At 59.1% G+C, this 26640-nt stretch carries 24 protein-coding genes; 17 read left to right on the top strand and 7 right to left on the bottom strand.

The genetic code is table 11. From position 1 onward, the window contains the following. Nucleotides 1–14 precede the first annotated feature (14 nt). On the bottom strand, nucleotides 15–293 hold the full coding sequence (locus LAO20_01335; protein MBZ5530048.1) for a hypothetical protein: 279 nt from the start codon (nucleotides 291–293) through the stop codon (nucleotides 15–17). Further along, on the bottom strand, nucleotides 290–574 hold the full coding sequence (locus LAO20_01330) for a hypothetical protein (protein ID MBZ5530047.1): 285 nt from the start codon (nucleotides 572–574) through the stop codon (nucleotides 290–292). The genes LAO20_01335 and LAO20_01330 overlap by 4 nt, the downstream gene beginning before the upstream one ends. 107 nt (nucleotides 575–681) lie before the next feature. Between LAO20_01330 and LAO20_01325 the strand changes: the two genes are divergently transcribed. The 7 genes from LAO20_01325 (at nucleotide 682) to LAO20_01295 (ending at nucleotide 8187) form a co-directional block, all read left to right on the top strand. Then, nucleotides 682–906 (top strand): helix-turn-helix transcriptional regulator, encoded by a 225-nt coding sequence (locus LAO20_01325; GenBank protein ID MBZ5530046.1) that lies wholly within the window; start codon nucleotides 682–684, stop codon nucleotides 904–906. A gap of 422 nt (nucleotides 907–1328) precedes the next feature. Further along, nucleotides 1329–2801 (top strand): AAA family ATPase, encoded by a 1473-nt coding sequence (locus tag LAO20_01320; protein MBZ5530045.1) that lies wholly within the window; start codon nucleotides 1329–1331, stop codon nucleotides 2799–2801. Between the two features lie 23 nt (nucleotides 2802–2824). After that, nucleotides 2825–4276, top strand: coding sequence for a hypothetical protein (locus LAO20_01315; GenBank protein ID MBZ5530044.1), 1452 nt, complete (start codon nucleotides 2825–2827; stop codon nucleotides 4274–4276). Between the two features lie 61 nt (nucleotides 4277–4337). Continuing rightward, on the top strand, nucleotides 4338–4655 hold the full coding sequence (locus LAO20_01310; GenBank protein ID MBZ5530043.1) for a hypothetical protein: 318 nt from the start codon (nucleotides 4338–4340) through the stop codon (nucleotides 4653–4655). Between the two features lie 1268 nt (nucleotides 4656–5923). Further along, nucleotides 5924–6607, top strand: a complete 684-nt coding sequence (locus tag LAO20_01305) for a hypothetical protein (protein MBZ5530042.1) — start codon at nucleotides 5924–5926, stop codon at nucleotides 6605–6607. A gap of 120 nt (nucleotides 6608–6727) precedes the next feature. Then, nucleotides 6728–7459: a hypothetical protein gene (locus LAO20_01300; GenBank protein ID MBZ5530041.1), complete on the top strand. Its 732-nt coding sequence runs from the start codon at nucleotides 6728–6730 to the stop codon at nucleotides 7457–7459. 179 nt (nucleotides 7460–7638) lie between these two features. Further along, nucleotides 7639–8187 carry a DUF2911 domain-containing protein gene (locus tag LAO20_01295; GenBank protein MBZ5530040.1) on the top strand — a complete coding sequence of 183 codons (549 nt, stop codon included), beginning with the start codon at nucleotides 7639–7641 and terminating at the stop codon, nucleotides 8185–8187. An 85-nt stretch (nucleotides 8188–8272) separates the two neighbouring features. Here the strand turns inward: LAO20_01295 and LAO20_01290 are convergent, their stop codons facing one another. Continuing rightward, nucleotides 8273–8806, bottom strand: coding sequence for a prepilin-type N-terminal cleavage/methylation domain-containing protein (locus tag LAO20_01290; GenBank protein ID MBZ5530039.1), 534 nt, complete (start codon nucleotides 8804–8806; stop codon nucleotides 8273–8275). A 378-nt stretch (nucleotides 8807–9184) separates the two neighbouring features. Between LAO20_01290 and LAO20_01285 the strand changes: the two genes are divergently transcribed. Continuing rightward, the gene (locus tag LAO20_01285; protein ID MBZ5530038.1) at nucleotides 9185–9529 is read left to right on the top strand and encodes a PadR family transcriptional regulator; all 345 of its coding nucleotides are present in this window, start codon (nucleotides 9185–9187) and stop codon (nucleotides 9527–9529) included. A gap of 63 nt (nucleotides 9530–9592) precedes the next feature. On the opposite strand, the gene LAO20_01280 is transcribed toward LAO20_01285, so the two are convergent. After that, nucleotides 9593–12187, bottom strand: coding sequence for a PAS domain-containing protein (locus LAO20_01280; GenBank protein MBZ5530037.1), 2595 nt, complete (start codon nucleotides 12185–12187; stop codon nucleotides 9593–9595). 673 nt (nucleotides 12188–12860) lie between these two features. Between LAO20_01280 and ada the strand changes: the two genes are divergently transcribed. The 6 genes from ada (at nucleotide 12861) to LAO20_01250 (ending at nucleotide 20705) form a co-directional block, all read left to right on the top strand. Next, nucleotides 12861–13937, top strand: coding sequence for a bifunctional DNA-binding transcriptional regulator/O6-methylguanine-DNA methyltransferase Ada (ada, locus tag LAO20_01275; protein MBZ5530036.1), 1077 nt, complete (start codon nucleotides 12861–12863; stop codon nucleotides 13935–13937). Nucleotides 13938–14055: 118 nt separating this feature from the next. Beyond that, complete coding sequence (locus LAO20_01270; GenBank protein ID MBZ5530035.1) at nucleotides 14056–15156, top strand: hypothetical protein; 1101 nt, start codon at nucleotides 14056–14058, stop codon at nucleotides 15154–15156. A 150-nt stretch (nucleotides 15157–15306) separates the two neighbouring features. After that, nucleotides 15307–16566 (top strand): HD domain-containing protein, encoded by a 1260-nt coding sequence (locus LAO20_01265; protein ID MBZ5530034.1) that lies wholly within the window; start codon nucleotides 15307–15309, stop codon nucleotides 16564–16566. 73 nt (nucleotides 16567–16639) lie between these two features. Further along, nucleotides 16640–18856 (top strand): DUF1800 domain-containing protein, encoded by a 2217-nt coding sequence (locus LAO20_01260; protein ID MBZ5530033.1) that lies wholly within the window; start codon nucleotides 16640–16642, stop codon nucleotides 18854–18856. Nucleotides 18857–18860: 4 nt separating this feature from the next. Then, nucleotides 18861–20105 (top strand): DUF1501 domain-containing protein, encoded by a 1245-nt coding sequence (locus tag LAO20_01255; GenBank protein MBZ5530032.1) that lies wholly within the window; start codon nucleotides 18861–18863, stop codon nucleotides 20103–20105. 117 nt (nucleotides 20106–20222) lie between these two features. After that, nucleotides 20223–20705: a DinB family protein gene (locus LAO20_01250; protein ID MBZ5530031.1), complete on the top strand. Its 483-nt coding sequence runs from the start codon at nucleotides 20223–20225 to the stop codon at nucleotides 20703–20705. 110 nt (nucleotides 20706–20815) lie between these two features. Here the strand turns inward: LAO20_01250 and LAO20_01245 are convergent, their stop codons facing one another. Both LAO20_01245 and LAO20_01240 read right to left on the bottom strand, forming a co-directional pair. Beyond that, nucleotides 20816–22108, bottom strand: a complete 1293-nt coding sequence (locus tag LAO20_01245; protein MBZ5530030.1) for a DUF4147 domain-containing protein — start codon at nucleotides 22106–22108, stop codon at nucleotides 20816–20818. A 17-nt stretch (nucleotides 22109–22125) separates the two neighbouring features. Continuing rightward, nucleotides 22126–22764 carry an alpha/beta hydrolase gene (locus LAO20_01240; protein ID MBZ5530029.1) on the bottom strand — a complete coding sequence of 213 codons (639 nt, stop codon included), beginning with the start codon at nucleotides 22762–22764 and terminating at the stop codon, nucleotides 22126–22128. A 268-nt stretch (nucleotides 22765–23032) separates the two neighbouring features. Here LAO20_01240 and LAO20_01235 point away from each other — a divergent pair, with 268 nt between their 5' ends. From LAO20_01235 to LAO20_01225, 3 genes are all read left to right on the top strand, one after another. Then, nucleotides 23033–24127 carry an MBL fold metallo-hydrolase gene (locus tag LAO20_01235; protein ID MBZ5530028.1) on the top strand — a complete coding sequence of 365 codons (1095 nt, stop codon included), beginning with the start codon at nucleotides 23033–23035 and terminating at the stop codon, nucleotides 24125–24127. A 69-nt stretch (nucleotides 24128–24196) separates the two neighbouring features. Next, the gene (locus LAO20_01230) at nucleotides 24197–25192 is read left to right on the top strand and encodes a M20/M25/M40 family metallo-hydrolase (protein ID MBZ5530027.1); all 996 of its coding nucleotides are present in this window, start codon (nucleotides 24197–24199) and stop codon (nucleotides 25190–25192) included. An 84-nt stretch (nucleotides 25193–25276) separates the two neighbouring features. Then, nucleotides 25277–26008 carry an iron-containing redox enzyme family protein gene (locus LAO20_01225; GenBank protein MBZ5530026.1) on the top strand — a complete coding sequence of 244 codons (732 nt, stop codon included), beginning with the start codon at nucleotides 25277–25279 and terminating at the stop codon, nucleotides 26006–26008. Between the two features lie 103 nt (nucleotides 26009–26111). Here the strand turns inward: LAO20_01225 and LAO20_01220 are convergent, their stop codons facing one another. Then, nucleotides 26112–26624: a GNAT family N-acetyltransferase gene (locus LAO20_01220; GenBank protein ID MBZ5530025.1), complete on the bottom strand. Its 513-nt coding sequence runs from the start codon at nucleotides 26622–26624 to the stop codon at nucleotides 26112–26114. Nucleotides 26625–26640: the final 16 nt, after the last annotated feature.

Below are 26640 nucleotides of genomic sequence, written 5' to 3'. Positions count from 1 at the left end.
TCCGCGGCCCAGGCTTACCTCCCCACGCTGCGGACAGCCGGCCAGCGTTTGATCACCCGCTGCTCCCCGTTCTTCCAGGCAAAGTACTCGGTCCGCACCGTCAGGCCGGGCGCCAGGTCAAAGTGCAGGCAGGTGCGGTCCTGAAACCAGACGGTCACCGACTGACTGTCCATGTCGGCCCACAGCTCCACCGAGTCCACCTTCTTGCCCTTCACTTGCGGGAAGAGGAAACATTCCCTCGGCGCAGGTCTCTTTCTCGCGGTCTTTTTCTTCTTTGCCGATTGACTTCTCATGGCCGCAACTGCCTTCCTTCCCCGCCGGTCTCTGTCTGGTAATACTTTGCCGCCGACGCGAGCGCCAATTGCAGGTCTACGTTGTTGCGGTCGCACCAGTGGGCGATGTCCGCCAAAAGGTCAGTGATGATCAGAGAAGGGTCCTCGTCATCCCCTACTTTGTCTCCGACTGTTCCCGTTCGCTGACCGTAGGCCAGCAAGGCCACCTCTGCCCAGGACGCCCGTTCAGCGTTGGTTGTGCCTTCGTCGGCGGTTGCGTCGTTGGGAATTGGGTCTGTCATGACGTTATCGGTTCCGATGTTGCAACCGTGTTGCCCAACGCAAATAAGGGCTCAGGCTATTTGTTCAATATATTGAACACCGTTTCTGCTAAATCTGCAACCTAGACATGGATGCCGCGAAAACGGTTCAACGAAAACTTCGGGAGGCGCAGGGGGTGCTGACCCACCGCGCTTTCGCGAAGAGGCTCGGCATTTCGGTCGGCTCGCTTGCTCGCCTCAGAAACTCTCCGCAAAACGTGACGCTGTACACGATTGAAAAAATCAGTCGTGCTCTGGGCGTTACGCCATCCCAGTTCTTGGACGACGGCGACGCTCATCATCGGAGAAAGTAACTGCCAATTCTTAACAGTTAGTTTAGGATGAAAACCACGAGCTAATTGAGAGGTGCCTGATGTTTTCTAGACGCTCAGCTTACCTGGTCGCCGAGCTCTGGGCCGGCGTTTTGCAAAATCAATTTCTCTTCTATGATCCGCGCCTAGCCGCCGAATATATTAGTAGGATCGGGGGTAGCTATGGGGATGAATTCCCGAAGTTCGTCGGCATGTCTCCCCATCAATACTTTGATCTTATCGTCAGGTGGGTCGTGGAACGAAGCGGCCCAGGCTACGGCTGCGATAGTTACGACGGGTTTGAGTTTATTGTTACGCGAGTTTCATTGAACGAGATAGGTCCAGTCGGGGCCGCTGCGGAACTCGATTGGCCTTTGCCAAAGGGAAAGAGACTGCCTCCACCCCAGCAACGGGGTATTTAGCGTATGAGCCTAGGACAGATTGTCGAAATCATCCACTCCAGTGAACTGCAGGAGTGGAAAAAGCGAAACGAAGACGCTCTGAAAGCTCAGTTCGGCGGCCCCCAAGGACGGTATCCAGCGGCTGCGGCGAAGGCAGTCCAGCTGAGAGCGCCGGACATGAAAGGTGATTCTGGGGTTCCATTCTCCGCTTATATCCACCCGAGCAACCCGACATCGGGGCCTTACGGAGGATTCTCTTTTGTTATTTTCCCGTCCTCGAACGAGCCCGCCCTTCTTGGTCTGGTAGTCGGAACCCAGGGGCTTGCCCCTGATGAGGCTATTCTAGGACGCCCAGGGCATGCAAGGAAAGCGCAAGCAATTGGTGCGTGGCTAAACCGAGAGTTCGGAAAAGGTGAGCAGATCGCTTGGACGAAACAAGATCCCACTCGTACGGATATCACGGTGCCCGATCATATTCAAAGGAATTGGCCGGGTTCGAAAGATGCCTTCAACACTTATGGCAACGTGATGTACGCGCTTTTTCGGCCAACCAGTGACCGAAGCGTGACGCTCAAGGCAGTGGCCGCTTTTCTTGATTTGATGTTCGAAGAACGAGGAATTCGGCCTAACGCGCCGCAGCGTGAAGACAGTGAGAAGATTCGTTCAAGGTGGTTTAACCACCTGATGCCGCAAGTCGATTCTAAAGAAGTTAAGGCATTGCTTGAGCAAAAGCGTTTTGTAGTCATCCAAGGTCCACCGGGCACGGGGAAGACGACAATGGCGCTAGATATGCTCGCGGATGAGTATAAGGGCGCGGGCCGCACAATCCAGCTGCATCCAAATACGACATATGAGACCTTCATTGGCGGATTGTCTCCCGATCACTCAGATCAAGTGCGGGGGCTGCAATTTCGGCCCAAACGCGGCTTTCTTATGCAAGCCGCTGCCGACGCGCTAAAAATCCAGCCTAAGCCCTACCTGCTCAATATTGACGAGATTAACCGCGCAGATTTGAGCAAGATACTCGGTGAGGCTATCTATTTGCTAGAAGCCAACGACATTCGAAAACGGGAAATAAGTCTGCCGTATAATTTCGAAAAGCCTTTTGATGAGAAGTTCAGCATTCCTGACAACCTGTACATTCTCGGCACAATGAATAGCGCCGATCGTAGCATTGCGATCGTGGACGTAGCCATTCGCCGAAGGTTTGCGTTCGTCTCGCTCTGGCCGCAGATGAGCGTGGTTGCAAAGAACGGTTGCGGACTGATGCAGCATGCATTCCGAGAATTGATTGCCATTTTCGTTGAGTACGCTCAGGACGATGCGTTCAATCTGGTTCCGGGACACTCGTATTTCCTCGAGAAAGATGAGTCAAAGGCGCCTGTAAGCCTAAAAGTGAGCCTTGCACCCTTATTGGAAGAGTATCTTGCACAAGGGTACGTGGGCGGGTTTAGTGAGCAGATCCGGAGCTACTTGCAATGGGTCCACAGCCTATAAGAAGAAAATCTAGAGATCTACGGGTGAGCCAGTCACTGATCGGCCTGCCGCTTCGCGGCCATCCGTTCATTCGTTTGGAAGACAATTCTAGTTTTTCCACTTCGGCCGTTGACCTATTTCAGTTGAAGCATCGCGATCCCCGCAATTCCTTGAGTGAAGCCGCACGACTCGCGGAACAACTAATCAAACAGAATCACTCCGTTCTCTCACTGGCTGAAATTCAGGTTGATCGAGAGTTCAATGGCCGAGATGTGATGATTAGGTTGCATTCAGGAAACACGATAGGCGCAATTCCACTTATCTCCCCCACAAGCGGAAAAGCTGATTACGGCGTCATCGTGAACCCTCGGTTTCCCTGGGACGGAATCGGGCCCATGCTTGCCCAGATGGGCTGGAGAATCGCGCCAACACCGCTCAAGCTTGAACCCTTCAAAGGTTCGGAAAGAAGTATTCCGCGCTGGGTCCTCTCTTCCATGATCCTCGCAAGGATCAAAGCCCTGCTCAAGTGCGTGAATCGACGATTTGAAATCGTCAGTGAAATTCAAAACGCTCCTCGCGGGCAAGTTCGTTGGACCGAATACGCGGTTCGTTCCTTGCCGACAGGTGCGTTCCTCGCAGTACCTTGTACATTCCCCGATTTGCGGCAGGAGCGCCAGCTCCTCGGGGCAATTCGATATTGCATTGAGCGCATCATCGATGACCTTCAGTCCCAAACTGAACACGGTGCTTTTGTGAATCTGCTAATTGATGTCGCTCAACAACTACTCTTCTTAGTACGGGATGTGCCGGTGTTTATTCCATCCCCAACTCAGATGGCAATCTGGGTGCGCAAACCGCTGAAGACAGAGTTTTATGTTGAAGGGCTGCAAGCGCTCCAGTGGACAATCGAGAAGCGCGGCCTTGCAGGCAGCAGTAAGCTTGAAGGCATTCCATGGGTCATGGCGATGGAAAGATTTTTTGAGGCTTGGATCGAGACCGTGTTTCACGCCGTCGCACGAAATACCGGCGCAGCTGTAAAGGTTGGGCGTTTAAGGCAGACAACTCGAGCGATTTCCTGGGATCCGCCATATCTGGGATCGCAAAAATCTTTGATTCCTGATTTGTGGCTGCAATGGGGCGATATGACGTTAGTGCTTGACGCAAAATACAAGCGCCATTTCGAAGAGATGCAGTTTCGTTCCTGGACTGCAATGGAAGGGGAGTGGAAAGAGCAACATCGCAATGACTTGCTGCAAGTATTGGCTTACGCCAACTTAGCCGAATCGCGGACGATCGTGTCTTGCTTGATCTATCCTTGTTCTGTGGGAACATGGACTCGCTTGAAAGGCTCCGGAAAGCTTTTTCATAAAGCCGAGATCACTGTAGGCGCAAGAATTCTCCGTCTCTGGATGACCGCCGCACCTATGACAGCGGATGTGGCTGGGGTCGCGGAACCCATCATCAAAGAACTTATGCCCATTCTGCGAGGCACATGATTGGCGGTTCCTGTGATTTACTTCACGTAGCCTGGCTGCTCATGCGGCCTCACTGACTTGCATGTTGGGCATCTGCTACGGCAATTTCAAAACCGCGGATAATGGGTCTTTTTTACATATTGGCGGTCAAAGCTTTTGGCATTTATTGTCCGGCGACCCCGAACTATATGTTGATGTGATCGAGCCGCTTGGACATGAGGCCGAGAAACAGTCCAATTTGTTTAATGAACAGAAAGGCAAGATATACAATCGGCTGACCCTCGAATTCACTCAGAAGTACTGTGACAAGTCAGGTGCTATTGACTGGGCCAAGCTTGTTCGCTTTGTAAGCAAGAACCTTCCCTCCGAAAGCAGCGGATCTAAACCGAAGAAAGCCTAGTCGTCGCGCTCCGCCTGCGGCTCCGCTCCGGCCTGCGGCAGCGAGGAACGGATTTCTTTCGTTGCTTACCCAGCACTTACCGCCTCAGCGCATAACGCGCCTCGGCGCCGTGCTGGGCTAACTTCGCGACGCGCCTACGGCGCTGACCGTGGGTGTTCGGCGGCCATTTGTGGCCCGCGGGGTTCTGGCCTGCGGCAGCGCGGAAGGAACCTTTAGTCGTTGCTTTCCCGCCGTTGAAACGGCTCGTTTCGCCTTCGGCTCAGGCAGGCTTGAAAGCCTGCCCTACACATCTACCAGCCGTCCCCTGCGGGGACTGGCTTGAGAGAGTGCCCAACCGCCGCGGCCGAGGGCGGCCACGCTCCACAATCTTTAGAAGGAAACCCAGCGGTCCGCGAAGGACCAGCGGCCCACAATCGCTGAAGAGACCACAAGATGTGGGGATGGTCTAAGGTGTGGCAACCCTACATCTTGTTATTCGCCTGGATTTCCCTTCTATGCGGCACTTTTTCCTTGCCTTGAAAGCCATCCTGTGGTAGCATAAGTCATTTTGGTGCAATGAGTTAGGAGTATATGGTGAGAGGTTGACGAGTTAGTGAATGGAGCGGATATCGCCGGGGATGATTGGAGCTAAGTCCTTATTTTCCGGGGATGAAGGTGCCCCCGGAGGGGGCACATCGCCGGAATCGCACGTGATCGCCGACATCGCCGTGATCGGAAAGGCAGAAACACTTGAACCACAAAGGACACGAAGGAGCACAAAGGCGCGTCACCAGGAATTCTGTCGTTGCGAGCGGGAATGCCATGGTCGCGAAGGAGTCCGTCGTGGTTAAGAGAGCAAGGGGAGATCGAGAGTGCAAAAGTTAACAATGGTCACGCGGAAGTCCAGCACCGGCGCCGCAGGTCACCGTTGTCCCAATACGCTTCTAAGTTGCCCGTCGGTAACGCGCACATTCCTGGCCGCCGGGCTATCCTTAGTTCAGCGATTGTGCCCTCGAACGTCCGCAGAAGCCCTCGTCGGACAGAATTCACCCTCAATGATTTTTGATGATTCGCGCTTTGATGATTCGTGTTTTGAGTCTCGCGTTTTGATGTCTTGCACTTTGGCGATGCGATTTCTGATAAGTCGCCGTTTTGATGAATCGTGTATCAACGGTTCGCGCATTGATGTTTGGTGTTTGATGATTCAGGTTTTAACGACTCGAGTTTGATGAGTCGCCGATTTGATAGCTCGTATTACTTGCACGCCCTTATCGCGTAAGGAGTTTGTGATGAAGATTCTGCGGGTTGTGTTACCGATGGTCGCCATGCTGGCGCTGAGTTTGCCTCCGGCTGGATGGGCGCAGAACAGAGGCTCAGCGGCAGCGCGGCCGGACCTGATGTCCACGCTGCTGGAGCTGGACCGCACGGCCGCCGCGACCAACAGCGACATCAGCCACTTGCAAATTGAGAAATGGAAAGGCGGCTGGAGGACGGGTTTCACCACCAGCACCGCGCACAAGAACCTGGCCGCGCAGGACGCCGCGTCATTGCAGCGCAATTTGAAGGGCGCGCTGCCGGACCTGATTCGTGACGCGATGAATTCCCGCGGCGGGATGTACGCGACTTTCAAAGTCTACGAGGACGTGAGCCTGGTCTGCGAGACGCTGGACACGCTGGCCAACAAGGCGCACGAATATGGCAAGCAGGATGAGTACGCGCCGCTGGCCACCGACTACAACAACCTGATCCGCTTGCGCCGCACGCTCTCGTCGTACATCCAGCAGAAAGCCGCCGCGGCCGACGGCGGAGTCACGTATTCCAGCTTCACCTCCGCGGTGTCCACCGATGGCCTGGGGATGCCGAAGAAAATCATCATTGATGACGGCGTGCCGGACAAGCAGCAGAAGAAGTCGGTGGCCGCCGCCAAGAAGAAAAAGTCGTCGTCGGGAATGCAGTTCAGCAATAGCCAGTAATGATCACCGCTGTGGCGTGCGCGACAGCGCGCTGCGGCGGGCAACCGGGGTCCGCGCCATGCAAGTCTGATGTTGAGTTTTGAAGTCCAAGTCCAAATACCACCACCAGGAGCGTAATCCGTGAAAAAAATCTTGGCTGCAGTCGTCGTCCTCATGTTCGGTCTCAGCATGGCCGCACCGTCCTTCGCACAGTCATCCAAAGACGCGCAGTTGCACGTTGTGAAGTCGGATTCCAAAGCGCCGGATTCCAAAACAAAAGACGCGTCGGCGGCGACTGCGTCTGCATCGTCGTCCTCGACGACGTCCAAGCATGTAGACCTTACGTCCATGCTGACCGACGCGGAGTCCGCGGTATCGGCCACCAACACGGATCTGGCCAACCTGCGTACGGACAAGTGGGCGTCCGGCTGGAAGACCGGCTTCATCAAGAAGAGTTCGCACAAACAGCAAGCCAACCAGACCGCGGACATGCTCAAGCAGCAGGCCGGCGCGTTGCCGGCGATGATCAGCGAAGTGCGCGCGCAGCACGGCAGCGTGGGCTCCACCTTTAAGCTCTACAACAACGTCACGCTGGTCTGCGAAAACCTGGACATCCTGGCGGAAGCCACGCAAAATTACGGCAAGAAGGAAGAGTACAACCGCCTGTCCGCCGACTACGCCAACCTGCTCCGCATTCGCAGCAGCTTGTCGTCTTACGTAGAACAGCGCGCCGCGGTGGTTGATCCGCGCGGCAACGCGCCCGTCGTGGCGAGCGCGCCCGCAAGGAAAGACGACTCGGCGCCGCCCAAGAAAATAGTCGCCAAGAGCAAGAAGAAGAAGCCCGTGCACGCGGCTCAGTACACCAACCAGTAATCGAACGCCAGATTCAGAAGATCAGGCTCCTGCGCTCAACGGCTTCTTTGCCGAAGAGCGTTGGGGCCTGAATGTTTGCGGAGGCTCTTCGTCACGATAGATTTGTCCGTTCACCGTTCTGCGCGCGATAATGATCTGCGCAGAAAAATCGGGAAAGGACATTCACAACTCACATGAACATGCGGAACAGGATCTTTACAGGTGGAACGGCGGTCGCGGTCGCCGCGCTGGTGGTCGGTTTGACGACTGCCGGCGTCGCACAGCAGGACAAGAGCAAGCGGCCCAGTCCTCCGGCAACGGCCGATGTCACGCTCAAGAGCAAGAAGATCACGGTGGATTACAGCCGTCCATCGCTGCGGGGAAGAAAGCTGGGAACCGACCTGGCGCCTTACGGCTACGTCTGGCGGGTTGGCGCCAATGAAGCCACCACGCTGACAACCGCGACGAACCTGGACATCGGCGGCGTGAAGGTCCCGGCCGGCACGTACACGCTCTACGCATTGCCCGCGGAAAGCGGATGGAAGCTGATCATCAATAAGCAGACCGGACAATGGGGCACCGAGTACCACCAGGAACAAGATCTGGCCCGCGTGGACATGAAGACGTCGGCGCTGCCGCAACTGGTGGAGCAGTTCACCATTTCCTTCAACAAGAAGGGCGACGACACCGCCAGCCTGCAACTCGATTGGGAAAACACCCGCGTATCGGTGACGGTGAAAGCTGAGTAGACTCTCGCTTACGTCTCAATTGCTAGGCGAGCAGGCACATTGATTCGCCAGCCGAAGAAGAAGGAATCGAACTTTTGCGGAGGTCTTAGTCGCAGGTGCCGCTGGTGCCCACGGTGAAGGTCCCAGAGCCGCTTCCAGAACCGGAGACGGTCTTGGAGATCAGTCCTGTCTGGTTGGAGGAGAAAGTGCACCGGCCCGACGCGCTGCTGCTCTCCGGCGAGGCGGTCAAGGTGTAGGCGCGGGTGGGTGTGTTGCCATCGCCCGTCAGCACAAAGATGTAGCCGCTCTTGAGCCCGCTGGCCAGGGCATCGTCCATGATGATGCAGGAATTGGTCGGCCCCGCGTTGGAGCAGTCAGTCCCGTTCGGCCCCAGCACGGCCAGGCTCGGCGCGAACCCTTCCTCGGGAAACTCGGTGGAATACAAGGTCTCCGCGGTCTGTATGGTCTTCATGGAGGCCACCGCCGCGGCTTCATTGGCTTTCATGCGGGACTGAATCAGGCTGGGAATCGCTATGGCAGCAATCACCAGAATCACCATGACCACCACCAGCGCCTCAACCAGGGAAAATCCTCGCTGGGCGCTTGCGCCTGGGGACAGCGACTTTTTTGTGTTTACCATGGGCCTAGTTACCAAAGTAACCTGCAAGGCACTAGCATACTCTAAAAGTGTTCCTGTGTTCCTACATTAATTTCTCTCATCTTTGGGTTGATCACCGCCGTAAAACTGTCGTCTAAGTCATTTAAATTCAATATTTTTATGGTTTCGCCGTAGGCCGGGAAGGGGTCTTGGTCATCGCGACCGGCCCCAGCCCCCAGACTGGGCCAATTTGCGCCTCGGAGGTACTCTGTCCATGATCTTCGGCGGAGCCATAGCACGGCTTAATCCAACAGGCACATGGTGATCCCGCGCCTTCCTGTTGACAATCAACAGATAGCAACTTAGTCTTCTATTTGGTTGATCGTAAGTGCTGTTTGATCCGGCACTTCAGGAGCGCCGATGAGCGACCCCAAAGCTGACGTCATGCAAGGCACGCTGGACCTGATGGTGCTCAAGACCCTGGACGGCCTTGGCACCATGCACGGCTACGGCATCGCGCGGCGCATTGAGCAGGTGTCAGAAGATATGCTGCACCTCAACCAGGGAACGCTCTATCCCGCGCTGCTGCGCCTGCAGCAAAAAGGCTGGATCACTTCCAAGTGGGGCGTTTCTGAGAACAATCGCAAGGCCCGCTTCTATGCCATCACCGCTGCGGGAAAGAAGCAGCTCGCGGTGGAAGCCCGCAACTGGGAGCGCATCTCCCGCGTCATGGGACGCCTGCTCCACGGTCTGCAGGAAGCCTGACCGCCTCCGCGGGGAACGCCTGCGCGAATCCGTGTGGCCGATAGCTGATGAGTTGGGCGGCTGTTACGCCGCTGAGGACTTGTTGCCTGACGCCACTTCGTTCTGCACCACCGCATCGCTTCCCGTGCTTTCCTGCGTCGCGGGCGGCTGTGCGGCGGGAGCTTCTTTCGCGGCGAAGGGTAGGAAGATCGCAAACGTGGTCCCGTGATGGCCCTCACTAATGCTGCTGCGGACGCGAATCTTGCCTCCGTGCTTGTGCACGATCCCCTGGCTCACCCACAGTCCCAGTCCGGTGCCTTTGCTTTCTTTGGTGGTGAAGAACGGTTCAAAGATCCTGGGCAGGTTCTCCGGCGCGATACCTGGACCGTTGTCGCTCACCGTGATCCTTACGCCACGCTTTTCTTCGCGGTCATGCGCCTCGCGCACGCGAACAAAGATTTTTCCGGCCTCGGGCAGCGCTTCCAGCGCGTTGAGCACCAGGTTGGAGAACACCTGCCGCAGTTCGCCGGGGAAGGCCGCCAGTTGTCCCACATCCTCATAAAGCGTCAAGACGTTTGTCCCATGCTTCTGGATCTTGGTGCCGTACGCGGAGAGCACTTCTTCCATGACTTGCGGAACGTAGATGGGCACGGGCGACGACGGTTCGCGATAAAAGCCCAGCGTCTGCCGCGTGATGTGGACCACGCGCGCCAGTTCGGCTTCCGCCGTGCGGACGTATTCCAGCGCGTTCTGCGGCATGCCCGCGCTGATGCGCAGGATGTACAGCGCGTTGGTCACCGCCGCCAGCGGATTGTTGATTTCGTGCGCGATGCTGGCCGCCAGACGTCCGGTGGCCGCCAGCTTTTCTGAACGGCGCAGCGCCTCTTCCGCCAGCTTGCGCGAGGTGATATCCATGGCCACACCCAGCATCCGCACTGGCGTATTGCCGATCATCATGGTGCGGCCGCGGGTCTCCAGCCAGTGGACGCTCTTGTCCGCGTACACCACGCGATATTGCACTTCATAGTCGCCGTTCCGCGCCGTGGCTTCGGTAATCGCATGATGTACCTGCTGCCGGTCCTCAGGATGAATGCACTCCATCCAACTGGCGTACTTGCCGTCAAAATTTCCCGGCTCCACGCCGTGCAGGCGGGAGATTTTGTCCGACCAAGCCAGCGCTTCGGTGTGGAGGTCCCACTCCCATATGCCGATGCCCACGTACTGCTGCGCCAGTTCCATGTTTTCTTTGCTGCGCTCCAGCGCTTCCTGCGTCCGTTTGATTTCCGCGATCTGCTCCTGCGCTTCGCGATACAGCCGCACGTTGTCAGTGGCCACGGACGCCATGTGCGCCAGCTGCACCAGGATTGCCTCATCGTCTTCCGTGAACTCGCCGTTCATCTTCTCAAACAGCTGGATCAATCCCAGGTTACGGCCATCACGGGTGAGCAGGGGAGCGGCCAGCCAGCCATGCCGTGTGGCTTCTTCATTCTTCATCATGGCGCGCCACGGGCGGGTCCCGCCGCCGCTGGAGTCCAGCCGCACCGGCTTGTTGAGACTGCACGCCAGGATGAAATTCTCTGAGCTTTCCTGCGGAAACTTGAAGGCCGGTTCGCCTTCCGCCACGGACACGCACGTGAGACTCTGGTTCCACGCGCCTTTGGCCAGCAGCGTGGTAAAAGCCTGGCGCGCGCCGATGATGGTCCGCGCCTGGTCGGTGATGGCTTGCAGCACGGAATCCATGGTGAGCGCGGAATTGATCTGCACAGATGCTTCCGCCAGCGACCGCAGCACGGCGGTGCGATGCTGCTCGGCCGCCAGCGTGTCCAGCGAATCGCGATACAAGCGCGCGTTGTCCAGCGCGTTGGCCGCCTGGCGGGCGTAGAGTTCCACTAGTCGTGACTGCCGGTCGCTGGGCGCGTAGGGATGTCGGAAGAACGTGACCACCATGCCCAGCGGTTCGCCCCGCGCGTTCATGATGGGCATGCTGAACACCGCACGGAACCCGACTTCCTTGGCGGCTTCCATGAACGGAAAATGTGTCCCGGGTTTTTCAATGTCTTCAATCAGCACGCGGCGCTCCGGCGAAAAGAACGACGCCGGCAGCTCGCCGAAGAGCTTGATCTGCTCAGCCGCGAAACCCGTGTAGGTTTCCACCCGCAGCACTTTGCTCTTGCGCTCCGGCAGCACCAGCAGCAGAGCCAGATCGGTCTTTTGCAGCGACGCCACCGATACCAGCACGTCATTCAGCAGGCGCTGCAATTCCAGGCTGCTGGAGAGCCGCACGCTGAGATCGTGAAAGCGCCGCAGGTCAGTGCGTTGCGATTCCAGCTCGTCGCGTAGGCGGGCCAGGTCGGTGCTGAGGCGTCCGGCGAGCATTTCCGCGGCCGACCATTTCTCTCGCGCGTAGCCCACCACCAGCGCCACGGTCACCATCAGCACGGACCAGAATCCGATGTTCGTATGCTGGGTGCTGGGCAGATACAGGCGCGCGAACAGGTTCATGGCAGCCACGTTCAGCGTGGCGGCCACGAAAGCCATGCGCATTCCGCCGATCGCCGCAGCCAGCACCGCGGCGGCAGTAAAGAACGCTCCCAACCCAGGATGGAAATAGGCTTGCGTGTAGCTGGTGAAGGTCCACGCGGCAGCAGGCAGAAGGAGGGCGATGATCCAAGAGACCACACGAAGGCGAGGCGTCGGGGAGGGAGGCAGTCGCGTTTCTCCTGTGCAAACTTACGTATGAAAGCGCTTGTCGGTTAAGTCTCCCGGCGAGAATACCACGCTGGCCACCCATGCCGGTCCTGCCAGTAGGTCTAGTTCGCATGGACAGTGCTGTGTACTGTCCGGATTTCACAAACGGCCCTTTTTCTTCATCCCGACCGTAGGGAGGGATCCCTATGACTACGATCCACCTCACGGATGACCCAAGTAGAAGATCTCGCCGTACCACGTCACGCCCACGGTCCTGACTCCCTCTCTGTTCTTGTCATGTTGAGCGAGTCCGCGTCCGCTGCAGGCGGGCAAGGGCGACTCGAAACATCCCGAGAATGCTTCGGACGTACATGCGGCCACAGGGCGTTTCCTCGATGCTCGTCACCCGCCAAGTTTCTTGGCCGATATCGACTCTACATTGGTCCGGTTTTCCGCGCGTCTCCCCGGTAAAGTTCTTTGTTTTCGCCCGACTGCAAAACTGCTCATCCTCCGCTTCCTCCTTTCCTCCGTGTTTCATGGTTTTGCGTGTCTCCGTGCCTCCGTGGTGAGATTTTCGCTAAAATCACATTGCGCACTTTGACAGCAATCCCCGGATAGCTCTCCTCCGCCGGCGTCCCTACACTCAGGTCTCACGGAGGAAGAAATGCAAATTGTGATCAGCGCAAACGATAAATGGACGCAAGTCCTGGCCCGCGACCTCAAGGCTGACGGCCAGTTCGTCTATGCCGTCAGGTCCACCGGCGTGTTCTGCCGGCCGTCGTGCCCCAGCCGCCGCCCGCGGCGCGAGATGGTGGAATTCTTTGAATCGCCCGCCGACGCCCAGCAGGCCGGCTATCGCGCCTGCCGCCGCTGCACGCCCACTGGCCGCAACGCGCAAATCGAAAAGATTGAAGCCGCTTGCCGCTATATAGATGAGGCCCTGGCCCAGAATGGCGACACCGCGCTGGGTCTCAGCGACCTGGCCCGCCGCGTGGGCCTAAGCCCGTTCCATTTCCAGCGGCTCTTCAAGCGGACCGTGGGCATCAGCCCGCGCCAGTATCAGCAGGCGCGCCGTGCGGGAAAATTCCGCAGCGCTCTGCACACGGAAGCCCGCATCACTGACGCCATCTATGAAGCCGGCTACAGTTCCAGCAGCCGCGCCTACGAGTCCGCGCCCGCGCAACTCGGCATGACTCCTTCGGCCTTCCGGCGCAAGGGCGAAGGCGTGAAGATATTCTTCTCCGTGGCGCCTACGAGCCTGGGCAAGCTACTCATCGCCACCACGGAGCGCGGTGTCTGCGCCGTGCGCTTCGGCCAGAGCGAAGCCGCACTGACGCGCGAGCTGAAAAGCGAATTTGCCGCCGCGGAAATTCACCGCGACGACCGCCGGCTCGCAGCCGTCGCCGGACAGGTGCAGCAACTGCTGCGCGGAACGTCTATTGCGCACAGCATCGTTGCGCAAAGCATCCCCCTGGACGTTCAGGGCACGGCGTTTCAGCAGATCGTGTGGCAAGCGCTGCGCCAGATTCCGCGCGGTGAGACCCGCAGTTACACGGAGGTTGCCAAGATCATCGGCAAGCCGCGCGCGGTGCGCGCCGTGGCCAGCGCCTGCGCGCAGAATCCGGTTGCGTTGGTAGTACCGTGCCATCGTGTTGTGCAGAAATCCGGCAGTCTTGCGGGCTATCGCTGGGGCATGAAGCGCAAGGCGGCGCTGCTGGAGATGGAGGGCCGCAAAGCTTAGTCTTCGGTAACCCAACCGTGCAATGTCCAACGGCACCATGGGCTCCTAATATTCCTTTGCTACCATCCTCCTAGATGGGTCCGCGCCGGGCGATTTCGGCTGTTGACGAGGTGTACTGTTGAAACTTAGCAGCATACTGGTAGTCCTTTTGGGATGTTGCCTGTCCCCGTGCGCATCTTCTGCCCAGGACGCGCCCTCTGATCTGGGCGCTGCCGCGCGCGCCGCGCGCGAGAATAACGACCGGCGCCCCAAAGCCAAAATCCATCTAGACGATGAGCGGTTCAATCGCTCCCCGGTCACGCCTGCCTCACAGGTTCCGGCCGGCAAGGGCCGGTTGATTGTGCCTGATCCTTGCCAGTTGTTTACCGCAAGGGATGTTGACGATCTGCTGGGAGGCAAAACGTCCAACGGAGTTGCCCGCGATGGGGATGATGATTCCAGATACTGTGTCTACGGGTTTGACCGGCGCAGCGCACTGGTAGTCATAAATCTGTTTCCTGCGAAGTCTGGGAAACGGGACCTCTGGGAAGAGCGTTGCAACGCCGCCCCAGATCGAAAACCCGCACCTGGCGTCGGTGACCAGGCATTTTGGCGCTCTAACGGCTTTTTGTGTGTCCACCGAGGCCCATGGTTGTTGGAAACTCAAATCCGCGACCTGCCTTTCGTCCCCGGTCAAGCCGTACGGCCGGACCCTTTGGAGTTGGAAAAGCGAGTGGCCTTGAAAATTATTTCTCAACTGCCCTCTGAAGTCGCCATGGCTCCGCCGCCACCAGAGCCCAAGGTGTTTCCGCCCGCATGTGAGTTGTTTACAGCTTACGACTACAGAATGGTTACTGGAGTCGAGCCCTCAGGTCCTTTGCAGCAATATGATTCCTACTGTTCGCATGGCCCCTTGCTCGCGCTCAAGTTCGTCACTGCGTCGCCCGCCCGGCTCAAAGATGCAGTGGAAAACTCAAAGACCGTGGGTCTCATTCAACTTGCCATGGTGGGGGAGAGCGGCCACGAAGTCTCCGGTGTTGGCGAGAGTGCTGTTCTGACAAAATGGCAGGGAGATGCCCCGGAGGCAAACTATACGCTGCAAGTGGTGTACAAGAATGTCGGGTTTAGCGTGTCAACGTCGAGCGATGCTACCGATGAGTCGCTGCCTCTCAACCTATTGAAAGGCGCGGCCTCCAGGGTCATCGGCCGCCTGCAGCAGATGGATCTCTCCGTCTATTAGCTGCCAGCTGCAAGCCAAGTCTTTTGCCTTAACCTGTTTACCACTCCGATACTCGGGCTTTGTGAGAGTCTCCTAAGCTGTTAGGCTGAGATTGCTCTGGAGTTCGCGCCACACAATTTGGCCGACCCCTTCGTTACAAGCAGACCTCCTTTGCTCGCCTCCCAGGTCTTGGCCGAACTGGGACCCGTCCTGACGGGCGAGCGAGACCTTGCCACGACCGCCGCCGCCGCCCTGGAAGTTGTCATGGCCGCTGTCCGCGCCAGTTCCGGCGCGCTCTTTCGTTTCCAGGAAAAGCCGGCCATGCTGAGTTCCATTGCGGCTTCCGGTTTTGCCGTGTTTCCCCAGACCGCGGTGTTCCCGCTCATGCCCAAGCACGTCCACGCGCTCATCAACACGCCCACACCGCAAAGGATCGGCCGCGAGCGCAGCGACGTTTTCCTGAGTTCCACCGGCAACATTTCCAGCGTGTGGTTCCGCTGCATTGCGCCGCTGCGGGTGCGCGGCAAACTGATCGGCGCGCTGCTCTTGGGTGAGCGCGAAGGCGGAGCGGAATACACCGCAGAGACCTTGAAGCAGGTTGGCGACCTGGCGCCGTTCATCGCGCTGGCCATTTACAACCACCAGCTCTTGATGTCGCTGGAAGAGCGCACTGCGGACAACCTGAAGCTGATCGCTTCCGTGCACTCGTTCTGGGACGACGCGCTGGCCGGCTTCGCCGCCACCATTGATATCAAGTCCAAGGAAATGCACGGCCACTCGCTCCGCGTGGGACGCTACTCGGCGGGCATCGCCGAAGGGATCGGCCTGAACGCGACTGAAGTCGGAGAGATGCGCGCTTCCGGCTACCTGCATGACATCGGCAAGGTCACCGTGGACAAACACATTTTCACCAAGCCCAGCGCGCTGGATTCCGGCGAGTTCCAGGAGATGGCTGACCATACGATAGTCGGGCATCGCATTGTGTCCACCGTGCAGTTCCCCTGGCCGCATGTGCCCGAGGTTGTGCGCTCGCACCACGAACGCGCTGACGGCTCCGGCTATCCCGACCGCCTGCGCAATGAAGACATGTCCATGCCGGTGAAGATCGTCGCCGTGGCGGACACCTTTGACGCCATGCTCAGTGAGCGCCCTTACCGCAAGCGGATGACGCTGGGCGAAGCCGCCGCGCAACTGAGCTGGCTGGCCCCATCCAAGCTTGATCCAGACGTGGTGCAAGGCCTGCTGGTGCAGCTGCGCCGCGACGCCGTGGCCTTGCTCTCGCCGCCGCGCCCCTGGGCCTCGCCGCAGGACCGCGCGCGCAAACCGTTTCTCGATCCCAGTATCGCCTGCAACATTTCTCCCACCGACATTGATCACCTGGTGTCCGAGCTGAACCATCGCACCAACCGCGGAAGGACGTTCCTTACGTAATCGCGGCGGGGCACAACTTTCCCGCGATTTCGGGTTACTATCCTCTGGGAAAACCTGTGCCTCTGGAGTTTCTATGCCCTTCATGCGTAAGGCATTGCCCCTGCTGAGTATGGTTATGGTGGTCTCCGCCGTTCTGCTGGTGGCGGCAGACAAGAAAGCCAAGGACCAGCCTGCCTCACCGCAGATGGACGATGAAAAGAAGATCGTCCATGCGCTGAATCGTCTCACCTTCGGCATACGTCCCGGCGACGTGGAGCGCGTCCGCGCCATGGGCCTGGATAAATGGCTCGACGAGCAACTTCATCCCGACAAGATCAGTGACGCCTCTCTGGATTCCCGCCTGGCTCCGCTGCGCACGCTCAAGATGAGCACGCGCGAGATGGTTGAAAACTTTCCTCCGCCGCAAGTGGTCAAGGCCGTGGAAAACGGACGTATGGGTTTGCCGCGCGATCCCGCCAAACGCGCCATCTACCAGGCGCAGGTCATGAGGCGCGAAGAACGGCAGGAAAGAAAGCAGTCCGCCGCCGGTGGTGCTGGTGAAAGTCCAGCGGCCAGCGCGCCCGGCAAGACCCCTGTGAGCGGCGCTAATAAAGATGTCGCAGCCGAAATGGAAATGCAAGAAGGCATGAAGCCCGCCGGCGACGATTCGTCGCTCACGCCCGAGCAGCGCAAAGCCCACCAGAAGCAGAAAGAAGACGCCATGTACGCCGATCTGGGCATGGCTCCCGCGCCCGCGAAATCGGATTCGGGAATGACGAAATCCAATGCTGATCCAAAGCCCAGCGTCGCACAGAAGCAAAAAGAAAACGCGATGTATGCGGACGTTGTCAATTCTGCGTCGAACGACCGTCTGATGCAGATGGCGCCTGACGACCGCTACCATGCCATCCTCCAGATGACGCCGGAAGCCCGCATGGACATGGCGGATTCGTATCGCGGTGGCAAGGTTTTCAAGCTGGTTGAAGGCATGAGCCCCCAGCAGCAGGAGACGATTGAAGCCATCGTGAATCCGCAACTGGTGGTGGGCGGCGAACTGTCCCAAGGCAAGCTGTTGCGCGCCATCTACAGCGAACGCCAGCTGGACGAAGTCATGACCGACTTCTGGTACAACCACTTCAACGTCTTCATCGGCAAAGGCCCGGACCGTTACATGATCACCGCCTACGAGCGCGATGTAATTCGTCCGCGTGCGCTGGGCAAGTTTAAGGACCTGCTGGTGGCCACCGCCCAGAGCCCGGCCATGCTCTTCTATCTGGACAACTGGCAGTCCGTGGGCCCCAACTCTGAGCTGGCCGTCTACGGCCCCGGTGGGATGCGCCGGGCTCGCCGTCGCGGGCCCTTTGCTCCATTCCCGCGTCCCCAACAGAACAAGAACCGGCCCAGCGGCTTGAATGAAAATTACGCGCGCGAAATCATGGAACTGCACACGCTCGGCGTGGACGGCGGCTACACCCAGCAAGACGTCACCGAGCTGGCCAAAGTCCTGACCGGCTGGAGCATTGAAAAGCCCCAGCAAGGCGGCGGGTTCAAGTTCAACGAACGCGCCCACGAACCCGGCAACAAGTTGGTGCTGGGCCGCAGGATCAGCGAAGGCGGCGAGAAAGAAGGCATGGAAATGCTGGACGTGCTGGCCCATCATCCCGCCACCGCCAAATTTATTTCCCGCAAGCTGGCCATGCGCTTTGTGTCTGACAATCCGCCGCAGAGCCTGGTGGACCGCATGGCGGACGCCTTCCTGAAGAAAGATGGCGACATCAAGGAAGTCCTGCGCACCATGTTCAAGTCGCCGGAATTCTGGGCTGCCGACGCCTACCGCGCCAAAGTGAAAACGCCGCTGGAGTTCGTGGCCTCCGCCGCGCGCGCTTCCGGCGCTGACGTGCAGAACGCGCTGCCCATGGTCCAGTTCCTCAACCGCATGGGGATGCAGCTTTACGGAATGCAACCGCCCACCGGCTATTCCATGAAGGGCGACGCCTGGGTGAACTCTTCCGCGCTGCTCAACCGCATGAACTTTGCCTTGGCGCTGGGCACCGGCAAGCTGCCGGGGACCGCGTTGGACCCGCAAACCTTATTGCGCGGACCAACGCCAACCGACGCTGACGCGGCGCTGGCCTTGCTGGAAAAAGGCATTTTGTCTGGCGACGTTTCGCCGCAAACGCACGCCGTGATACAGAAACAGTTGAACGATCCTCAGGTCACGCAGCGCAAATTGGACGATCCCAACCGCGCACCCAACACCGGCGCTATCGCCGGGCTGATCATGGGCTCGCCGGAATTCCAGAGAAGGTAACGATATGTCCATCACTCGCAGAGTTTTTCTGAAGAACGGCGCACTGGCCATCGTCGGCGCCAGCGTGGTCCCCAGCTTTCTTACGCGCGCTGTCTACGCCGCGGAAACCGCCGCTCCGGGCAAAAAACGTCTCGTCGTTCTTTTTCAGCGCGGCGCCGCCGACGGGCTGAACATCGTCGTCCCGCACGCCGAGCAGGCGTATTACGCCATGCGTCCGACCATCGCCATCCCGCGCCAGAGCGTGATTGACCTGGACGGCTCCTTCGGCCTGCATCCTTCCATGTCCGCGTTCAAACCGCTGTGGGACCAGAAACACCTGGCCATCGTCCACGCGGCCGGCTCGCCGGACAACACGCGCTCCCACTTTGACGCGCAGGACTACATGGAATCCGGCACGCCCGGCATCAAGTCCACCGAAGACGGCTGGCTGAATCGCGCGCTTGCCGGATTGAATGAACCGTCGGCGACTCCCTTCCGCGCCGTGGCCATGGGCGGCGCGCTGCCGCGCACGCTGGCCGGACCGGTGCCCGCCGTCGCCATGAGTGACATTCGCAGCTTCGCCGTGGGCGGACGCGGACGTGGCGCGGAAGTCGCCAGCAATACTTTTGAAGCCATGTATGAGCAGTCCGTGGATTCGGTTCTCCACGGCACCGGCAACGAGACGTTTGAAGCCGTCAAGATGCTCAAGTCCACGGACCCGGAGAAATACACGCCGGCCGCAGGCGCCGACTACCCGCGCGGGCGCTTTGGTGACAGCCTTCGCCAGGTGGCGCAATTGGTCAAAGCCAACCTAGGCGTGGAAGTTGCCTTTGCCGACATCGGCGGCTGGGACCATCACGTGAATGAAGGCAGCGTGCAAGGCCAGATCGCCAACCTCACGCGCGAATTCTCGCAAGCCATCGCCGCGTTCTGGATTGACCTGGGCAATCTCGCCGAAGACACCGTGATCGTGACCATGTCAGAGTTCGGGCGCACCGCGCGGGAAAACGGCAACCGCGGTACCGACCACGGCCACGCCAACGTCATCTTTGTGTTGGGCGGCCCGGTCAAAGGCGGAAAAGTTTACGGACGCTGGCCGGGCCTGCAGCCAGGGCAACTTTATGAAGGCCGCGACTTGGCCGTGACCACCGACTTCCGCCAGGTGCTGAGCGAAGCGTTGAGCCGGCATCTGGGCGCCGGCAACCTGGACAAAGTTTTTCCCGGCTTTGGGAAGTCCGGGCCGAAAGATTTTCTCGGTTACCTGGGATAGTCGCCTTTTTTCCCGAGCGGAGCGAGGGAACCCCATCGCATCCGAATCGCTGTTGAAGCACTGGCTTCAGCCTCTGTAGGCCGGGGTCCCCACCAAGCCCGGTGTTGGCTTGGTGCCGTGCGCTATGCTATCCCCATGAAGCTGGACCATTCCTCGCAAATTCTGCGCTGTGAAGCTCAACTGAAAGACTTTCTTGCCGTGGTCATCGCCGACGGCCATGGCAACTTGACCCAGCGATCCAATCCCGACAAGTGGTCAGCGCATGAGAACCTGGCCCACCTGGGCCGCTACCATGAAATCTTTCTCGAGCGGCTCCACCGCATCCTGGCGGAACCCAACCCGGCTTTCGCCCGCTACCGCGCCGAAGACGATTCCGCCTGGGACGCTTGGCGGCAATTACCCACCAGCGAAGTCTTGGAACAGATGCAGTCTTCGCGGGCAAAACTGATTGCCGAACTGAAGCAGCTTAGCGGTGATTCCTTCGCCCGCACCGGAGTGCATCCTAAGTTCGGCAAGCTGACGCTGGCGCAGTGGGTTGAGTTTTTCCTGGTGCATGAAGCGCATCATCTGTATGTGGTGTTTGCGCAAGTGCGGAGTTAGGGCAGCAAGGGTGAGTAATTGGGTAATTTGGTAAATGGGTAATTGGCAGTTGAATCTTAATCGGCACTTGCAATTACCAAATTACAAAACTACCCAATTACTAAATTCGGTCAGTAGGCCAGCAGTATCCGCAGGTCCCGCACATTGTTCCCCGTCGGCCCAGTCTGGATCGCATCGCCCAATTTCTCGAAAAGCGGAAATGAATTGAACTGGCTGAGGGTCTGTGCCACATCGAGCCCTGCAGCGCGAGCGCGCTCCAGGGTTGTGCCGTCGGCCACGGCGCCGGCCGCCAGGCTGTTGCCATCAATGCCGTCCGTGCCCGCGCTTAGCACACAGATATTTTCTCCCGCAATTTTTTGCGCGCAGTAGAGAGCGAAGTGCTGGTTCCGTCCGCCAACGCTGGCGTCTCCGGTAACTTTCACGGTCACCTCGCCGCCGGAAACGATACAGGCCTTGCCGCCGTCGCGTCGCAGCGTGCGCAAGCGGTCCAGCAGGTAATCCGCGGCCCGGGCAAAATCCCAGTCATCGCAGGAGTGATCAATTTGCACAGTAAATCCGTGCCTGGCCGCGGCTTCGGCGGCCGCCTTCTCCGCCGTCTCATTGGACAGCACCTTCCACCAGCGTGAGCGCGCAAAGGCCGCATCATCTTTCTTGGGCGTCTCCTCCAGCGCGCGGCGCTCAAACAGTTCGCGGACGGAAGCGGGGAACTCCGGCAGCATGTTGTACTCGCTCACGATGCGGTAGCAGTCGTCGCGGGTCGAACCGTCCGGCATGGTCGGCCCGGAGGCGAGCGAATCCAGCGCGTGCTCCGGAACGTCAGAAACCAGAATCGAAACCAGTTGCGCGCCCTGGGCGGCGCGGGCCATGCGTCCGCCTTTGGTGGCGGAAAGATGTTTGCGCACGGCGTTGATCTGGGCAATCGGCGCGCCGGAAAAAACAAGGGTTTTGTATGTCGCAATGAGATCGGCGAGCGAGATCTCGTCGTCCACCGGCTTCTCCACCGCAGATGAGCCGCCTCCGCTGATCAAGAAGATGGCCAGCGACTGCGCGTTCAACGAGCCCAGAGATTTCAAGATCGCCTCGGCGGCGCGCACCGATTCTGCATTGGGCTGCGGATGGCCGCCGGCAAAGTAGCGGTAGCCGGGGAGCTGGTGAGGATGCTGGTTGGGGTCAGCGATGATGCCTTGCACGCCCGGCACAACCTGCTGGGCAAGAAGCTCAGCCATGCAATGCGCCGCTTTGCCGAAAGAAATTGCCAGCACGCGCGAGTAAGACTTCAGGTCGTACAGATCTTCGCAGACGCGCAACACGCCGCGTTCGTAGTGGATGTGCCGGTCAAAGGCTTTGCTGATGCTGGCTTCGGCCAGCGCGTGCAGGAATATGTCCCGCGCCAAAGAACGCATGCTGTGCGCTGCGGACGTCACGCGGCGTCCACCGGCGCGAAGTAGCTCGTGGTCCAGGCGCGAATCGCCGTCTGCATCTCCGGCAGATGGCCTTCAAAGAAATGGTCGGCGCCTTCCACCAGGACGAGTTCTTTGGGCTCGGGTACTTGCTCGACTACCTGCCGAAGAATTTCCTGCGGGCTGTACTGGTCGAGCGCTCCGCTGACGAACAGCTTGGGCTTGGTGCAGTCCTGGAGAAACTCGTAGTTGTACGAGCGGCCTTCCACCGCGACCGGCGTGCCCAGAGAAATCAAGCCTACTATGTCATCGTCGCTGCGCGCACAGGCGGCACGCAGTCCCGCAGCCGCGCCAAAAGAGAATCCGCAGAAGATGATGGGCAAGCGAGTTTCCGCATGCAGCCAGTCGAGCGCCGCGGACGCGTCGTCCGCTTCGCCGCGGCCGTGGTCATGCCGGCCTTCACTCAGGCCGGCGCCGCGAAAGTTGAACCGCAGCACTGGAAAGCCGAATCCGTTCAGCACCTTCATGGCGTGGTACACCACTTTGTTATGCATGGTGCCCCCATATAAAGGATGTGGATGGCAAACCAGCGCGGCGTGGCCGGCTCCAGGGCGGCCTTCGTTGAACAGCGCTTCCAGCCGGCCCGCTGGACCGGGCATGAAGAATGATTTGACTCCGCTGGGCACAGTACTTTTTTACACTCTGCCAAGTGGAAACTCCAAGCCTCGAGTGCGCCTACATCTGAAATCCCGAACGCAGTGAGGGATCTTTTTGATCTTGTGGAATCGCCGAGAAGAACATTCAGCAAGACGATAGGGATTCCTCACTTCGTTCGGAACATCAGAGGAAGCAGCGCTGCTGCTTACATCTCACGTGCACGCTCGTCTATTACCTGCTCGCCCAAGTTTCCGCAAAGTTGGAGGACGTGTGCTTCGAAAGCTGGGTCTATGTGTGTTGTGGCTGACGGCGTGCTGCGCCGCGGCTGACTACGGCAAAGTCACCAGGCACAAAGTCGCTGACGGCGTGTACCTCTTCACCACCACGCCGTATGCCGACGTGGGCTTTTGTGGAAATTCTGTCGCCATCATCACCAGCGACGGCGTACTGGTCTTCGACACAGGGGCCACGCCGGAGACCGCGCAGACCATTCTTGCGGAGATCCGCAAGCTGACGGACAAGCCTGTCCGCTATCTGGTCAACTCGCACTGGCACTGGGACCACTGGGGCGGCAATCAGGTTTTTCTTGAGGCGAATCCGGCGCTGCAGATCATCAGCCACGAGAAGAACCTGGAAATGATGGCCACCGTGGAACCGCGCTGGAACGAGCACGGCCTGAAAGAAGATCTGCCGAATTTTCTCGACGGTTTTGAAAAGCAGATCGCCTCGATCAAGGCCAAAGGCGCCACGGAAGAACGCATCAAGGCCGCCGAACAACGCCTGGCGGTGGACCGCAATTTTCTTAAGCAGAAGCAATCACTGCGCAAGACCTTGCCCAACGCGACCTTCTCCGACGCGCTCACGCTGCACATGGGTGGACGCGAAATTCGCGTGCTGCACGCGCGGGCCATTACGCCCGGCGATACTTACATCTTCTTGCCCGACGCAAAAATCCTGATCACCGGCGACATCATGCTGGATCCGTACCCGTACGCCATCGGCGGGACCTATCCCGCGGAGTGGCTGGCCACGCTGAAGCAATTCGCCGCGCTCAAACCGGCGTGGACCGTCCCCGGCCACGGCCAGGCGCAGGAAGGCGACCAGTTCATTGCCCGCAACATCCGTTTGTTCGAAGATGTGATGGCCAAAGTGAAAGATGCCAAGATCAAAGGCATGACGGCGGACCAGACCGCCGAAGCGCTAGGTAAGCAAAGCGCCGACTTCGCCGCGATAGTCGGCGTAAAAGACGCCGCCGGCGTCGAGGCCTTCAATAGCTATTTCCTTGACGTCTTCGTCAAGCGTGCTTACCGCGAACTTGACGGTCCGTTGGGTGATCTGCCTGACGGTTTGCCGCCAGCAAACTGAGTTTTTCCGCCGTGAAAGACGCTGAAGTCCGCCGGAGACTGGCGAAGGATTTATCCTTGTAACCAGCCAATGGACCCCATCAAGCTGACCCGCAAGCTCGTTGACGTTGAATCCACCACCGGCCATGAAGGCGCGGTGGGCGCTGAACTCTACGACGAGCTTGGCCGGTTCGGCTACACCACGCACAAAATGCCGGTGGAGCACGAGCGCTTCAACGTGATCGCCACACTGGATGGCGTTGCGCCGCAAGTTGTCTTCTCCACCCACATGGATACGGTGCCGCCGTTCATTCCATCGTCAGAGGACCATGACAACATTTACGGGCGCGGCGCTTGCGACGCCAAGGGAATCATCGCCGCGCAGATCGCCGCGTGCCAGCGTTTGCGGCAGGAAGGCGCGCCGGTCGGAATGCTGTTTGTGGTGGGCGAAGAGCGGGACAGCCTGGGCGCCAAGGTCGCCAACCAGAATTCTCCCGGCAGCCGCTTCCTCATCAATGGCGAGCCCACGGAAAACAAGGTTGCCGTAGCGTCCAAGGGCGCGCTGCGCGTGGAGTTGACGGCCAAGGGCCGCATGGCGCATTCGGCGTACCCTGAGCTGGGCGAATCGGCGATTGAAAAGCTGCTCACCGCGCTGGATCGCTTGCGCGCGATGAAGCTGCCGGAGAACCCTGAAGTCGGGCCGTGCACGCTGAACATTGGTTTGCTGGAAGGCGGCCGCGCGCCCAATGTAATTTCCGATCACGCCCGCGCCCAGCTTCTTTACCGCCTGGTTGGGCCATCGGAAGGGCTGCGGAAGCAAATTACCGACGCCGTCGCCGGCCTGGCTGCGGCCGAGTTCGTACTGGAGATTCCTTTCGCCAAGCTGCGCACCGTCGCCGGCATTGAAAGTATGGTGGCGGCCTTCACCACGGACATCCCTTTCCTGAGCAACTGGGGCGCGCCGGTTTTGCTGGGGCCTGGTTCGATTCATGTCGCCCACACCGAGCGCGAATATATTTCCAAAAAACAACTGCATGAAGCGGTAGATCTCTACTGTTCGGTGGCCCGGCAACTCCTGCGCTCATAAGACGCGCCGGCGCGGACTGCCGTTGAAGTCTCAGCCGGTCTTCACGTATAGTGCTAGGTCGCCATCTTGAACGAGAGAGAAGAAATGAATCCCCCAAACGTTAATACGCACGCTTTCCAAAAAGAACTTGATTCCCGCATCGCCAAGCATGATCTGCTGTGCCATCCCTTTTACCAGGCTTGGACCCAAGGCCGGCTCACGCGTGATGACCTGCGTTCTTACGCCGTGCAATATTTCCATCAGGTAGCTGCGTTTCCCGAATATCTGGAGATGTTTGAAAGCCGTCTGGCGGCCGGCTCGCCGCTGGCGGAAGCCGTGGCCCGCAACCGCGCGGAAGAAGAAGGCGCGGATTCAGACGACGGCCGCGCGCACGCCGAGCTGTGGCTGGATTTTGTCGAAGGCATGGGCGCGGAGCGTTCCGCTCTGGCCAGCAGCGAACCGCTGCCGGAAATGCAGGAACTGATGGACACCTTCCAGAGCATTGCGCGCGAAGGCTCGCCGGCGGAAGCGCTGGCGGCGTTTTATGCTTACGAATCCCAGGTGCCGCGCATTGCCGCGGAAAAAGCGCGCGGGCTGAAAGAAATGTACGGCGCCGACCAGCGGACCTGCGGCTACTTCACCGTGCACCAGACCGCCGACGTATACCACGCGCAGGTGTGGAGCCAGCAGCTCGAAAAGCAACTGCAAGTCGCGGCCACAGAGCTTCAAGAAAAAGCTCAGCAAGAAAAAGCGCTGGATTCCGCCGAAAGGATTGCTCAAGCCTTGTGGCGCGCGCTGGACGGCATCGAACGCGAACGCATGGCTCGCGCCGCCTAGCCAACGCAACTCTTATCTGGAATTTGCCCGGATAATCAGGCAGGCTGCGGTCGTCCGCCGCAGAACTTTGTTCGCACGCGTCTGCTTGCTTTTCTATCTTCTATTATTTCTCCAAACGCAGCGGACGCTCTGACCACGCCACGTCCCAATAGCGACCAAACTTGCGCCCAACGTCGTGGAATACGCCCACCGGTTGGAACCTGAAACGTTTATGCAGCGCGGCGGACGCCGCGTTGGGCAGGGTGTATCCGGCGACGATGAGGCGAACGTCTTCTCCCGCCAAGGCCTCAAAGAGCGCCGCATACAAGCGGCTGCCCAGACCTTTGCTGATCGCGTCTGGACTGCAGTAGATGGTGGTTTCCACCGTGGGGTCGTAGGCGGCCTTGGCGCGAAAACGCGTGGTCCCGGCATAGCCCATCACTGCGCCGTCTTCCTCCGCCACCATCAACCGGTGGCGTCCGGTGGGTGCGAACTGCGCGAACCATGCGACGCGGCTTTCTACCGCGTGCGGCTCCAGATCAAACGTAACCGGTGTGTTCACTACGTAGTGGTTGTAAATCTCCGTGAGGCGGGGAAGGTCAGTCCTGGTAGCGGGACGGATGAGGACCTCAGCCATGGCAGGTTCGGCTCCT

The organism is Terriglobia bacterium, assembly GCA_020072815.1.
In the GTDB taxonomy this organism is placed as follows: Bacteria; Acidobacteriota; Terriglobia; order Terriglobales; family Acidobacteriaceae; genus Angelobacter.
This window is presented reverse-complemented; position numbering and strand designations above follow the sequence as displayed.